This window comes from Agromyces albus (assembly GCF_030815405.1).
GTDB lineage: Bacteria > Actinomycetota > Actinomycetes > Actinomycetales > Microbacteriaceae > Agromyces > Agromyces albus_A.
Map to the genome: position 1 here is coordinate 4,256,017 of NZ_JAUSWX010000001.1, position 12,784 is coordinate 4,268,800.

At 69.4% G+C, this 12,784-nt stretch carries 11 protein-coding genes; 5 read left to right on the top strand and 6 right to left on the bottom strand.

The window, feature by feature from the left end; translation table 11 throughout:
- Positions 1 to 23 precede the first annotated feature (23 nt).
- On the top strand, positions 24 to 1,130 hold the full coding sequence (locus tag QFZ29_RS20285; protein ID WP_306896528.1) for a 1,4-dihydroxy-2-naphthoate polyprenyltransferase: 1,107 nt from the start codon (positions 24 to 26) through the stop codon (positions 1,128 to 1,130).
- Here QFZ29_RS20285 and QFZ29_RS20290 read toward each other — a convergent pair.
- Entirely contained in the window at positions 1,107 to 1,415 is a 309-nt protein-coding gene (locus tag QFZ29_RS20290; protein ID WP_306896530.1) for a DUF4229 domain-containing protein, read from the bottom strand. The genes QFZ29_RS20285 and QFZ29_RS20290 overlap by 24 nt on opposite strands.
- A 72-nt stretch (positions 1,416 to 1,487) precedes the next feature.
- Here QFZ29_RS20290 and QFZ29_RS20295 point away from each other — a divergent pair, with 72 nt between their 5' ends.
- The 3 genes from QFZ29_RS20295 to QFZ29_RS20305 all read left to right on the top strand — a co-directional run bounded on the left by QFZ29_RS20295 (position 1,488) and on the right by QFZ29_RS20305 (position 4,737).
- Positions 1,488 to 1,952, top strand: a complete 465-nt coding sequence (locus QFZ29_RS20295; protein ID WP_306896532.1) for a PLD nuclease N-terminal domain-containing protein — start codon at positions 1,488 to 1,490, stop codon at positions 1,950 to 1,952.
- Positions 1,945 to 3,786 carry a 2-succinyl-5-enolpyruvyl-6-hydroxy-3-cyclohexene-1-carboxylic-acid synthase gene (gene menD, locus QFZ29_RS20300; RefSeq protein ID WP_306896534.1) on the top strand — a complete coding sequence of 614 codons (1,842 nt, stop codon included), beginning with the start codon at positions 1,945 to 1,947 and terminating at the stop codon, positions 3,784 to 3,786. Before QFZ29_RS20295 ends, menD begins: the two co-directional genes overlap by 8 nt.
- A gap of 93 nt (positions 3,787 to 3,879) precedes the next feature.
- Positions 3,880 to 4,737 carry a polyphosphate kinase 2 family protein gene (locus QFZ29_RS20305; RefSeq protein WP_306896536.1) on the top strand — a complete coding sequence of 286 codons (858 nt, stop codon included), beginning with the start codon at positions 3,880 to 3,882 and terminating at the stop codon, positions 4,735 to 4,737.
- Between the two features lie 64 nt (positions 4,738 to 4,801).
- On the opposite strand, the gene QFZ29_RS20310 is transcribed toward QFZ29_RS20305, so the two are convergent.
- The 4 genes from QFZ29_RS20310 to QFZ29_RS20325 all read right to left on the bottom strand — a co-directional run bounded on the left by QFZ29_RS20310 (position 4,802) and on the right by QFZ29_RS20325 (position 10,284).
- Complete coding sequence (locus QFZ29_RS20310; protein ID WP_306896537.1) at positions 4,802 to 5,728, bottom strand: carbohydrate ABC transporter permease; 927 nt, start codon at positions 5,726 to 5,728, stop codon at positions 4,802 to 4,804.
- Complete coding sequence (locus tag QFZ29_RS20315) at positions 5,725 to 6,678, bottom strand: carbohydrate ABC transporter permease (protein ID WP_306896539.1); 954 nt, start codon at positions 6,676 to 6,678, stop codon at positions 5,725 to 5,727. Before QFZ29_RS20315 ends, QFZ29_RS20310 begins: the two co-directional genes overlap by 4 nt.
- Before the next feature lie 101 nt (positions 6,679 to 6,779).
- Positions 6,780 to 8,132, bottom strand: coding sequence for an ABC transporter substrate-binding protein (locus QFZ29_RS20320; protein ID WP_306896540.1), 1,353 nt, complete (start codon positions 8,130 to 8,132; stop codon positions 6,780 to 6,782).
- Positions 8,133 to 8,181: 49 nt separating this feature from the next.
- Positions 8,182 to 10,284, bottom strand: coding sequence for a beta-galactosidase (locus tag QFZ29_RS20325; RefSeq protein WP_306896541.1), 2,103 nt, complete (start codon positions 10,282 to 10,284; stop codon positions 8,182 to 8,184).
- Between the two features lie 190 nt (positions 10,285 to 10,474).
- On the opposite strand from QFZ29_RS20325, the gene QFZ29_RS20330 reads away from it, so the two are divergent.
- Positions 10,475 to 11,536 (top strand): LacI family DNA-binding transcriptional regulator, encoded by a 1,062-nt coding sequence (locus tag QFZ29_RS20330; RefSeq protein WP_306896544.1) that lies wholly within the window; start codon positions 10,475 to 10,477, stop codon positions 11,534 to 11,536.
- A 26-nt stretch (positions 11,537 to 11,562) separates the two neighbouring features.
- On the opposite strand, the gene QFZ29_RS20335 is transcribed toward QFZ29_RS20330, so the two are convergent.
- On the bottom strand, positions 11,563 to 12,784 hold a 1,222-nt coding region (locus QFZ29_RS20335), incomplete at its 5' end, for an isochorismate synthase (protein ID WP_306896545.1).

Sequence of the window (12,784 nt, forward strand, 5' to 3'; positions counted from 1 at the left end):
CCGCATCCGTCTAGCATGGTGGCGTGGCCCGCCCGAAACCCCAGAGATTGAACCCCGCCGACGAGCTCGCGAAGCGTGAGGCAGCTCGCGCGAAGAACGGCTCCGCCCCGAAAGCGGACGGCTCCGCCCCGAAAGCGGCGAACGGCTCCGCCAAGAAGGCGCAGAACCACTCTGCCCCGAAAGCAGCACCGCGCAGCCGGTCGGGCAACCCGGCGAAAGCCGCGCGCGGCAATCCCAAGCCGCCCCCGCGTCCGGCGACCGCGGCCGACTGGATCGCGGGAGCGCGCTTGCGCACCCTCCCGCTCGCGATCGCGCCGGTCGCGCTCGGCACGGGCGCCGGTGTCGTCGCGATCGCCGACGGGCCGTGGCATCCGGCTCGCGCCGTGCTCGCCCTCGTCGTCGCCCTCGCGCTGCAGATCGGCGTGAACTACGCGAACGACTACTCCGACGGGGTGCGCGGCACCGACGACCACCGCGTCGGGCCCGCACGGCTCACGGCCTCGGGCGCGGCGAAGCCGAGGCACGTGCTCGCCGTCGCGCTGAGCTTCTTTGCGCTCGCGGCGCTCGCCGGGCTCACCCTCACGATCGTGACCGGCCAGTGGTGGCTGCTCGCGGTGGGTGCGGCGGCGATCGTCGCCGCGTGGTTCTACACGGGCGGGCGGCATCCGTATGGCTATTACGGCCTCGGCGAGTTGTTCGTCTTCGTCTTCTTCGGCCTCGTCGCCACCGCCGGCTCAGCATTCGTGCAGGCGCTCACCGTCAACCTCGAGGCCTGGCTCGGGGGAGTGGGCGTGGGCCTCATCGCGTGCGCCGTGCTCATGGCCAACAACCTGCGCGACGTCGTGCAAGACAAGGCGGCAGGCAAGCGCACCCTCGCGGTGCTCGTCGGCCCGCTCGCGGGGCGCATCCTCTTCACGATCTTCATGCTCGCGCCGTTCGGCATCGTCGTGTTCTGGGCGTTCCTGTACCCGACGGCCACCCTCGTGTTCTTCGCGCTGCTCGCGGCGCTGCCCGCGTGCGTGATCGTGCTTTGGGGCAAGACGCCGCGCGAACTGCTCACCGCGCTGCAGCTCGCGAGCCTCACGGCGCTGCTCTACGGCGTCGGGCTAGGACTCGTCTTCGCGCTCTGACCGCTGTGGCGCCGGCTGGCGAACGGATGCCTCGACCGCGGCATCCTCCGCGTCGTCATCGTCTCTCGTGACCGGCTGCTCACGGTGGCGCGCCCGGTAGAGGTCGCTCGAGATCGATTCGCGCGCGCCCCGCAGGAACAGCAGCGAGGCGCTGAGCCCGAAGACCGCCGCCACGACCGCGGCGATCCATGGGGTCACGCCGGCGAGGAGCAACGCTGCGAGCGGCACGGCGAACAGTGCGATGCGCAGCAGGGTGTACCAGATCCAGACGGGCACGGATTTCACCATGCCAGTGTAGGCGTGGCGCCTGTGGAGTCTCCCAGCCGTAGTGCAGCGCGACGCGCCTAGACTGTGGTCATGGCCCGGCTGCTTTTCGGACTCGGCGTCGCCGCCGTGATCTTCATGGTCTACGCCGTCGCCGACTGCGCGTTCTTCGATCGCACGCGCATTCGCGGGCTCAGCCGGGGCTGGTGGATCGTCGTGATCCTGTTCGTGCCCGTCATCGGCGCGGTGCTGTGGTTCCTCATCGGGCGAGGTCGTGTCGGCAGAATCCCCGCCGGCCGCAGTCGCGAGGTCGCCCCCGACGACGACACCGACTTCCTGCGCCGTCTCCAGAACGACGCCGCGCAAGACGAGCGCATCCGCCGGCTCGAGCAGGAGCTCGCCGAGCTCGACGACGACTCCGGCGCGGCCGGCAAGGGCGGCGCGGGCGGTGCGGGCGCCACCGAGGCCGGCGACGACACGCTCGGCACCGAGAGCCAGCGCCCCGATACCCCAGAGACGCCGGGTGAGTCCGGCCCATCCGGTCGCCCGAATGGCTGAACCGGCGCCCGAGCGCCGGAGAAGTCCCGCGAGCGACGCCACCATGGCGTTGTTCGCTTCGTTCGTGCGGGCCGGCGTCATCGACGTCGTGGTCGCGCCCGGCTCGCGGTCGCAAGCGCTCGCGCTCGCCGCGGCCGAGTTCGAGCGCGTCGGCGCCATCCGGCTGCACGTGCGCATCGACGAACGGGGCGCGGCGTTCCTCGCTCTCGGTCTTGCCGTCGAGTCCGGTCGCCCGACCCTCGTCGTGACCACGTCGGGCACCGCGGTCGCGAACCTGCATCCGGCGGTGCTCGAAGCCCACCACTCGGGAGTGCCGCTCATCGTGCTCTCGGCCGATCGGCCGGCCGAGCTCCGCGGCATCCGCTCGAACCAGACCACGATGCAGCCCGGCATCTTCGCGGGTGCGGTGCGGCTCGAACGCGACGCCGCGGCTCCCGAGGGAGCGCCGGGCGAGACGGATGCCGCAGCGCGCCTCGCCCGCGAAGCCGTCGCCGCAGCACTCGGTCGCGACGATTCCGGAGCGTTCGTGCCGCATCCCGGGCCCGGCCCCGTGCATTTGAACCTCCAGCTGCGCGAGCCGCTGTCGGCCGCGATCACCCTTGATGAGCGGATGCTGCTCGGTGATGGGTCAGTGGTGCGTGGGGATGCCGCGAGCGGCATGAGTCGGGCGTCGCTGGCCGGCGAGGGCGACCGCGACGCCGACGGCGACCATGCCGCGCTCATCGAGCCCGGACCCTTGACGGTGGTGATCGCCGGCGCCGGTGCCGGACCGGTCGCCGAGGAGTTCGCTCGCGCCGGCGGCTGGCCGCTCCTCGCCGAGGTTACGAGCGGCGCGCACTTCGGCCCGAATCTCGTCGTCGCCTACCGGGAGCTCCTGGCTGAGCCGGGCTTCGGCGACCTCGTCGAGCGGGTCGTCGTGTTCGGACATCCGACGCTCTCCCGAGAGGTGCCCGCGCTCGTGCACCGCGACGGCGTCGAGACGATCGCCGTCGCGCCCTCGGGCATCGAGTGGTTCAACCCGGGGCGCCGGGTGCGGCGGTTCGAGCGCGCCGTGCGCGCCGAGGAGCATCCGCAGTCCGCAGAGGAGCGCGCCTGGGTGGGACGCTGGGTGCACGCGAGCCGCACGCTCGTCGAGGCGGGCCTGCCGCAGGCCGGGCCGTCGCAGAGCGGCATCGGCGAGCACGGACACGTCGCCGACTTCGCCGCCCAACGCGACTACATGCGCGCCCAACTCGCCACGGTGCGCGCGCCTATCACGCGCCGCTCCCTCGTCGACGCCGTCTGGGCCGCGACCTGGCCTCATGACCGGCTCGTGTTCGGCGCGTCTCGGCTGATCCGCGACGCCGACCGCGCAGTGCCCGGCCGCCGCATCACCGTGCACGCGAATCGCGGTCTCGCGGGAATCGACGGCACCGTCGCCACCGCGCTCGGCATCGCGATCGCGAGCCAGGTCGCGCCGCCCGGGGCCGACGTCGATGCCGCGGGATCCGTAACCACCGACGCCGGTGTCACCCGCGCCCTCATCGGCGACCTCACGCTGTTGCACGATGTCGGGTCGCTGCTCCTCGGCGCCGGAGAGCGGATGCCCCGACTGCAGCTCATCGTCGGCAACGACGGCGGCGGGTCGATCTTCGACGCACTCGAGGTGGCTGGTTCGGCGCCGCCCGAGGCGTTCGACCGGGTGCAGTTCACGCCGCAGCACGTGGACTTCGCGTCGCTCGCCGCCGCATACGGCTGGGGATACGCACGCGCGACGACGCGCGGCGAGCTCGACGAAGCGCTCACGGGCGGCATCGACAGCCCGCAGCTGCTCGAGGTGCCGCTGCCGCGCTGAGCGGCTCACGACCGCGCGGCGCCCTTGTTCGCGGTGCCGCCGGTGGGCAGGATTGACATGTGCGATGTTGCCCGTCGCCGAGGGGAGCGTGGCATGAGCCGGGAGTCGTACTGGACCGCGGATCCGAGCGAACTGCTGCGAGTGGGCGAGGGGTTCCGGCTCGCCGATGTCGACCCGCGCTCGCATCCCGGATTCGACGGAAACAAGGCCGACGGCGTCAAGGCCCTGGCCGAAGGCGCGGGCATCCTCGCCGAACTGCAGGAGCAGCTCTTCGCCAACAGTCGCATGGGCGGCGACGGGCGCCGTGTCCTCATCGTGCTGCAGGCCCTCGACACCGCGGGCAAGGGCGGCATCGTCAAGCACGTCATGGGGTCGGTCGACCCGCAGGGCGTGCACCTCACCGCGTTCAAGAAGCCCACACCTGAAGAGCTCGAGCAGGACTTCCTCTGGCGCATCCGCAAGGAGGTTCCCGGGCCGGGCATGATCGGCGTCTTCGATCGCTCGCATTATGAAGACGTGCTCATCGGCAAGGTGCGCGAGCTCGCGCCGCCTGAAGAGATCGAGCGTCGCTACGGCGCGATCAACTCGTTCGAGGCGGAGCTCGCGGCATCCGGCATCGCCATCATGAAGGTCATGCTGCACATCTCGCCCGAAGAGCAGAAGGCCCGGCTGCAAGCGCGCCTCGACCGGCCGAAGAAGCATTGGAAGTTCAACCCCGCCGACATCGACGAGCGCCTGCTCGGGCCGAACTACATGGAGGCGTTCCAGACGGCGTTCGACCGAACGGCGACCCCGATCGCGCCCTGGTACGTGGTTCCGGCCGACCGCAAGTGGTACGCGCGGCTCGCCGTGCAGCACCTGCTGATCGAGGCGCTCGAGGCGATGCAGCTCGAGTGGCCGGTCGCCGACTACGACGTGGCGGAGGAGAAGGCGCGCCTCGCGGCGAGCTGACGCCACTCGCGACGGATGCCGCATCCGCCACACGACGGATGCGGCACGCCGCCCTATGAGATCGTCATCCCTTCACGCCTCCCGTGGCGAGCCCGCTCTGCCAGTACCGCTGCAGGAACAGGAAGGCGATGATCAGCGGGAGTACGGCCACGAACGACCCGGTGGTGACGGTGGAGAACAGCGCTTGCGAGCCGCCTCCGGCCGAGGCCGCCGCCTGGATCTGCGCGAGGCCGACGGTGATCGGGTAGAGCTCCGAGCTGTTCAGCATGATCAGCGGCAGGAAGTAGTTGTTCCATGTCGCGACGAGCGAGAAGAGGAACACCGTGACGAGACCGGGTCCGAGCAGGCGCAGGCCCACCTGCCAGAAGATGCGGAACTCGCCGGCGCCGTCGACCCGAGCCGCCTCGATGAGCTCGGTCGGGATCGCGTCGGCCGCGTAGACCCGCATGAGGTACACGCCGAACGGGCTCACGAGCGAGGGGATGATGATCGCCCACGGGGTGTCGGTGAGCCCCGCGTTCGAGAACAGCAGGTAGGTCGGGAGGGCCAGCGCCGTGAGCGGGATCATGATCGCGCCGAGCGTCGCGCTGAAGAGCGCCTTGCTCCCCGGGAAGTCGTACTTGGCGAACGCGTATCCCGCCATCGTGGCCAGGAGCGTGGCCCCTGCCGCGGAGGCGACCGAGTAGATGACCGTGTTGATCAGCCAGCGCGTGAAGATGCCCCCGCGGATCGTGAACAGGGTCTGCAGGTTCTCGAAGAGCGAGAAGTCCCCGCCGAACCAGAGGCCGAAGGTGGAGAAGAGTCCGGAGTTGTCCTTCGTCGCCGAGACGAGGAGCCACCACAGCGGCAGCACGAAGTACAGCACGCACAGCCACAGCAGCACCGTGAGCAGCAGGCTCCGTCGCCGCTCTGGGGCGTAGCCGCGCCTGGTGCGGCGCGGGCTGGTGACCTCTCCGATGGTCACCGAGGCGCGAGTATCGATCGAGGTCATGAGGTGGTCCTCTCGCGACGTTCGCGCTGTTGCGTACTGAGCTGCACGATGTACGACACGATCGCGATGAAGATCCCGAGGAGGAAGGCGATGGCGGCCGCGTAGTTCAGTTCCTGGTTGATGAACGCGAGGTTGTAGGCGTAGTAATTCGGCGTGAACGAGTTCGTGATCGCATCGGGCGCGATCGCGTTCAACAGGCTCGGCTCGGCGAAGAGCTGGAACGTGCCGATGATCGAGAAGATCACCGTCAGCAGGATCGCCGGGCGGATCGCGGGGATCTTGACGCTCCACGCGATGCGGAACTGGCCGGCGCCGTCGATCTCGGCCGCCTCGTAGAGCTCGCCCGGAATGGATCTGAGGGCAGCATACAGGATGATCATGTTGTAGCCGACGAACTCCCACGTGACGATGTTCATCATCGAGCCGAGGATGTTCTCGGGCGAGAGGAACTCCGGCGTGCCGAGGCCCACCGCGCGGGCGATCTGGGCGATCGGTCCGAAGTCGGGTCCGTACAGGTAGCCCCACATGAGTGTTGCGACCACGGCGGGAACGGCATACGGCATGAAGATCAGGAGGCGAGCGCCGCGTGCCCCACGGGCTCGGCCGCTGTCGAGCGCGAGAGCGAAGAACAGCGCCAGGCCGAGCATGATCGGCACCTGGACGATGAAGAACAGCCCCATGCGGCCGAGGCTCGCGAGGAACGCGGAGTCCTGCAGCGCGCGGACGTAGTTGGCGAGCCCCGCGAAGACCTCGCCGCCGATGAGCTTGCTCTCGAAGAGGCTCAGGTACCCCGAGTAGACCAGGGGCACGATGAGCATCGCGATGAACACGACGAAGAACGGCAGGATGAACAGGTACGCGGCGATGTTCTGCTTGCGCTTGGACGTGCTCGAATGGCGATGCGGTGGTGCGGAGGAGCGCTCGGCGCTGAGCGCCGGGGAGTGCGACACGGCGATCCCTTCTCTCTTCGTAGGTGGTGGGTCGGCCCGACGGCCGGCCCGCGGGCGGAGCCGGGGTGCCCGCCGCTGCGTACGGCGAGCACCCGCTGGACTCACTCGACGGTGAAGCCCTGGTCCTCCGCGTAGCTGACGAGCTGGTCCTGCCAGGTGTCGAGCGCTGCGGAGATGTCGCCCTTGTCCGCGATCACGGTGCCCATCGTCTCCTCATAGGTGGAGTAGACGTAGTCCATGAACGGCAGCCACTGGAAGTCGGTGTCCACCGTCTCGGAGATCTCGGAGAACAGCTTGTTGACCTCCTGGCCCCCGTAGAACTCGGACGCCTGGTCGACGAACGCGGGATCCTCGAGCACCGACACCTGCGGCGGGAACAGGAACTGCTCCGTCGCGAGCTTCATCGCGGACTCCTCGTCGTTGTTGATGAACTTCGCGAGCTCGTAGGCGGCGATGGGGTTCTCACTCGACGCGAGCACCGCGTCGGCCGAGCCGCCCCAGTTGCCGGCGACCTCCTCGCCCTCCTCCCACTGCGGCAGCGGAGCCGCCCGCCAGAGGCCCGAGGTGCCCTCGGCTGTGCCCTGGAGGAAGATCGGCCCCCACGCTGCGGTGAGCCAGCCGGCGTACTTCCCGCTCGCGAGGCCCTGGTACCACTGGTCGTTGAAGTCGACGTCGGTCGAGATGAGATCCTGCTGGATCAGCCCCGTCCAGTAGTCGGCGACCTCCTTGGCCTCGTCGCTGTTGACGTTGATGGACACGGTGTCCTCGCCGTCGTAGGCGAAGGGCTTGACTCCCCGCTGCCACATGAAGCCGATCATCTGGCCGGCCTGGGTGGCACCGAGGTTGGAGATGTACGAGCCCGTGGAATCCTTCACCGCCTTGGCGGCCGTGGCGTACTCCTCCCAGGTTGCCGGCGGCTCGGTGATGCCCGCTTGCGTCAGGAGGTCTTCACGGTAGAGGTTGCCCATCGGGCCGACGTCCTGCGGGACCGCCCACACCTCGTCGCCGGGCGACACCTGGTCCCATGCCCAGTCGACGTAGTCGCCCGCGATGTCCTCTGCACCGTAGGGCGTCAGGTCGAGCAGCGATTCGGGCAGCACGAACGACGGGATGTACTGGTACTCCACCTGTGCGACATCGGGCGCGCCTTCGCCGGCCTCGATCGCGCTGCGGAGCTTCTGGTAGTGGGGCAGGCCCTGGCCGACGTTCTCGACCTTGACGTCGATCGCGGGGTACTTCTCCTCGAAGAGCGCGACCTCGTTCTCGATGTCGGGAACCCACGTCCAGAACGTGAGCTCGGTCTCGGTGTTGAGGGCCTCCTCGCGCTGCTCTTCGGTGATGGGGCCGGCATCCTCACCGGCGTCGCCACCTCCGGGAGTGCAGCCGGAGAGGATCAATGCTGCGGCCACGGCGCCGGAGCCCAGCGCCAGTGCTGTTCTTGGTGCTTTCCTCATGTCCTTTTCCTTCTCTCGTGAAGACCGGAGACGTGTCGTCCCGGTCGTCTCACCCATCGATGAGGGTCTGCGTCGACCATGCGGCGAGGGGGAGTTCAGTGCCGGCCGCATGTGCTGCGGCGGTGACGGCGTCGACGACCGGGCGCGCGAGCGTGACCGTCGTCTCGTTCCAGCTCCAGTTGAAGACGAACGAGGCTCGGCGGCCGTCGGGGAGCGTGCCGGACGAGATCGTCACGGCGGGGCCGCGCTGCTGCGCCAGATCGTCGGCGATGGGCTCGGGAACCGCCCAGCGCACGAGATCGGCGGCGAACGTCGGCGACGGGACGCAGCCGACCACCGTGATCCGCCCCTCGCCGTGGTCGTTCGTCGTGACGGCGGGGAAGTCAGTGAAACGGGGGTGGCGGTATCGCGCGAGCACCTCTGCGCCGTCGGTGATGAGGCCGTCGGCCCAGAGGTCGGCTGCGGCATCCGTCGACACCGAAAGGCTGCCCTCACCCGTGACGGCGACGCGCTGTTGGAGGTTCGAGAACTCCTCGTAGTGCACGCCCGCCGCTTCGTAGAGGCGGTCGGGTGCGATCGCGACCCGGGCGCGCGCCTCGTCGTCGCCGTATCCCGTGCGTACGCCGATCACGAGGTGACCCCCTGCCGCGGCGTACTCGCGAAGAAGGTCGAGGTCGTCATCGGATGCCGCATAGAAGCCCGGCGCGATGAGCACCGGGAAGCGCGCAGCGAGCTCGGCGGCCCCGAACCCATGGGCCTGGCCGGTGTGCAGGATGCGCGATTGCGCACCCGCGTCGATGACGCCGCGGTGGAAGGCGTCGATGATGCGTGCGTACGACGCCCGGTCGGGCGCGCCCTGCTCGGTCGGGAACGGCGGGAAGAACTCGAGCGCGAACCGGCTGTCGGTCGACCACAGGATCGCGACATCCGCGTCGGGCTCGAACCCGTCGAGCTGCTCGCCGATGGCCGCGAGATCGGAGCCGAGCTCGGACAGCTCGGCATAGACCCGGCCGGGAACGAGGCTGTGCGGCAGCACGCCGCCCCAGTAGGTCTCGGTGCCGTAGGGGAGCGTGTGCCAGTGCCAGTACTCGATCATCGCGGCCCCGCGCGACACGAACGCGAGGGCGGACTGCTTGAGCTGGCCGGGGTAGGGCGGCAGGTTGAATTCGGACCCGCCGATCGACTGCGCGTCGGTCTCGGTGACGAGGAATCGCGACTGCTTCGAGGAGAAGATCCGGTCGGCCTGGCGGAAGAGTCCGGCCACGCCCGAGGTCGTCCAGTCCGTCACGGCGTCGAGCTCGAGCTCGGCGTCGAGGTGGTCCTGCATCGCGTAGTACGGATTTCCCGCGGTGATGTCGAGGGCGCCGACGAGCGCTTCGTCGTCGACCGCGGGGCGCGGATAGGCGATGCACGTTGTCACGAACTGCTCGTCGTTCGCGTACTCGCGCACGATGCCGGCCTGCCAGGCGATGAACTCGGTCGTGAGGTCGGCCTGGTACCGGCGCCAGGCGAGGTCGTACTGGGGGAGTGTGTTGCCGTCGGGCGTCCAGAGGTCGGACCAGTCGCTGAGCCGGTGCGACCAGTAGGTGAGGCCCCATTCGCGATTGAGGGTCTCGACGTCGCCGTACTTCGCTTTGAGGCGGCGCACGAACCGCTGGAACGTGCCGCGGTTGTGGAAGAGCTCCATGCCCGGCTCGTTGTCGACCTGGAAGCCGATCACCGCGGGGTGGTCGGCGTAGCGGGCGACGACGGCACGGATGACCCGCTCGGCATGGAAGAGGAACGCGGGGTGCGAGTAGTCGACCTCCTGCCGCGCGCCCCAGGGCACGCGTTCGCCGGTGCGACGCTCGGCCGCGATCTCGGGGTACGCGGTCTGCAGCCACGGCGGGACCGCGTAGGTCGGAGTGCCGAGGATGACGGCGATGCCTCGCTCGTGCGCCCCGTCGAGCACCGGCTGCAGCCAGTCGAGGTCGAACTCGTTGTCACGCGGCTCCCACGTCGACCACACCGATTCGCCGACGCGGATGACCGAGAACTTCGCGTCCTTCATGAGGTCGAGATCTTTCGCCGTACGGTCCTCGCGGTGATACTCGGCGTAATAGGCGGCGCCGAAGAGGATGCCGGTGGGCTGGACGGGATCGGTGCGCTTCATCTCGTGCGTACTCCGTTGTGGGCGTTGGCCGTTCGGTTGTGGACGACCGTCGAATGTTGCCGACAACATTCAGACGGGTCCATAATGTTGCCGATAACATCGCCGTGTCAAGCAAGAACGCGCCATCGTGATGAACTTGCACTGGTGATGCGTCGGGGCGGTACACGGCACCGCATCGGGAGGATCGAAAATGGCCGAGGGCACACGAACGCTCGGGCCGGGAGGCGGCAGCGTGACGCCGGCGAAGGCCGCGACGATCTACGACGTCGCCCAGGTAGCCGGGGTGTCGCACCAGACGGTAAGCCGCTTCCTGAAGGGCTTCGAGGGCATTCGTCCCGAAACCCGTGAAAAGGTCGTGCGGGCGCTCGATGAGCTGGGGTATCGGCCCAACCTGACTGCGCGAAGTCTCAAGTCCGGGCTGTCGCACCGGATCGGCGCACTCACGCATGAGATCTCGAATGTCGGGCCGAGCCGTATCGCCCAAGGCGCGAGCGCGGCCGCCCGGGAGGCGGGGTACGTCCTCGATCTGGTGTCACTCGACGTGCGGAACTCGCGCGCGATCGAGGAGTCGCTCGAGCTCATCACCCAGTTCGACCTCGCCGGTGTGCTCGCCCTGTCCTCGACCGACGAGATGACCCACGCATTCGAGACCATCGAGTTCCGCGTGCCGGTCTACATCGACGCCGAGGCCGACGACGCCGTCAGCAATCACCTCTCGGATCTGACGAGTGTGGGCATGCCGGCCCTCATCGCTCACCTCGCGAGCCTCGGCCACACGAGGCTCGTGCACATCGCCGGGCCCGTCACATGGTCGGCTGCCCGCAACCGCATCGGCGCATTCGACGCTGCCGTCGAGGCGCAGGGACTTCGCTCGGTCGGCATCCTCTCCGGGGATTGGTCGGCGCGGTCGGGATACCTGGCCGTTTCGGAACTGCCCCACCTTCCCGACGCGACGGCATTCGTCGCAGCGAACGACCAGATGGCCCTCGGCGTCATGCTCGCCCTGAAGGAACGCGGATGCCGCATTCCCGAGGATGTCAGCGTCGTCGGCATCGACGACATCCCTGAGGCCGCATTCTTCGATCCGCCCCTCACGACCCTTCACATCGACTTCGAGGCCCAGGCGCGCTCATCGGTCCACAAGCTCATTGCTCAGATCGAACGTACCGGAACGCCTCGGATCGGCCGTCCGCCGGCGCCGCAACTGGTGGTTCGTCGGTCGTCGGGGCCGGCGCCGGGCGTCGCGTCGTGACGACGCACCCGCTTCAGTGAAGTCCCTCAGCCGCCGAAGGCCTCTACGATCGGTCGGAACTTCATAACGGTCTCGGCGAGCTCGTCGGCCGGCACCGAATCGTGGACTATGCCGCAACCGGCATATGCCGTGACCGTGCCGTCGCCGTCGACCTGCGCGCACCGCAACGCGATCGCCCATTCGCCGTCTCCGTCGCCGTCGATCCAGCCGACCGGGCCCGCGTAGCGCCCACGATCGAAGCCCTCGAGCTCGGCGATCACTGGCAGCGCGACCTTCCGCGGCGTGCCGGCGACGGCAGCGGTCGGGTGCACTGCGCGCACGAGGTCGAGCGCGCTCGATCCGTCGCCGAGCGTGCCCTTCAGGTCGGTCGCGAGGTGCCAGAGATTGGGCAGCTGCAGGGTGAACGGCTCGGGGCTCGTGTCGAGGCGCGCGGTGTGCGGCGCGAGCCGCTTCACTGCGCTCGCGACGGCGAGGGCGTGCTCGGCGCGGTCCTTCGCCGAGGCGGCGAGGGCCACGGCGCGTTCGCGGTCTGATGCCTCGCCCGCACCGCGCGAGGTCGTGCCGGCCAGCACGCGGGCCGAGACGGTGCCGTGGTCGACGCGCACGAGCGTCTCGGGGCTCGCGCCGATGAGGCCGTCGACGGCGAACACCCACGTGTCGGGGTAGTCCTCGGCGAGGCGGTTGATGGTCGCGCGGAGGCCGTCCTCCTCGTGCAGCTCACCGACGAGCTGCCGAGCGAGCACGACCTTCTCGAGCTCGCCGGCGTCGATGCGGCGCACGGCCTCGGCGACGGCCGCCTCATATTCCTCGGGGGGCACGGCTCCCGGTGCGAACGTGACGCGCGGCACGCGACGCTTGGGCGTCGGCTCGGGAATCTCGAGGGGAACGGATGTCGCGGCATCCGCTGCCTCGTCGTCGCCCGTCGCGAGCGAGATGCGGGTGACCCACGCGCGCCCGTCGCGCCGGCCGAGCACGAGCTCGGGCACCACGAGCACGCTCGTCGCCTCGGACTCGTCGGCGAACGCGAACGCGCCGAACGCCACGAGCCCCGTGCCGGGAAGTCCCACGCGGTCGTCGATGTCGGCCAGTGCGGAGAGCTCGATCCACGCGGCGGCGGCGTCCTCGACGCGAGTGGCGCCGCTCGACTCGATGCGGAGCGTCTCGCCGAGACCCACGATGCCCTCGCCGCGTCGCATCCAGAGCAACGGATGCCGCGGGTCGGCGCGGGGGATCAGCGGAGCGAGCTCA

Excerpts from the sequence above, each read along its gene's own strand:
- QFZ29_RS20295 (WP_306896532.1), top strand. The coding sequence starts at position 1,488 with ATGGCCCGGCTGCTTTTCGGACTCGGCGTCGCCGCCGTGATCTTCATG.
- menD (WP_306896534.1), top strand. The coding sequence starts at position 1,945 with ATGGCTGAACCGGCGCCCGAGCGCCGGAGAAGTCCCGCGAGCGACGCC.
- QFZ29_RS20305 (WP_306896536.1), top strand. The coding sequence starts at position 3,880 with ATGAGCCGGGAGTCGTACTGGACCGCGGATCCGAGCGAACTGCTGCGA.
- QFZ29_RS20310 (WP_306896537.1), bottom strand. The coding sequence starts at position 5,728 with ATGACCTCGATCGATACTCGCGCCTCGGTGACCATCGGAGAGGTCACC.
- QFZ29_RS20320 (WP_306896540.1), bottom strand. The coding sequence starts at position 8,132 with ATGAGGAAAGCACCAAGAACAGCACTGGCGCTGGGCTCCGGCGCCGTG.
- QFZ29_RS20325 (WP_306896541.1), bottom strand. The coding sequence starts at position 10,284 with ATGAAGCGCACCGATCCCGTCCAGCCCACCGGCATCCTCTTCGGCGCC.
- QFZ29_RS20330 (WP_306896544.1), top strand. The coding sequence starts at position 10,475 with ATGGCCGAGGGCACACGAACGCTCGGGCCGGGAGGCGGCAGCGTGACG.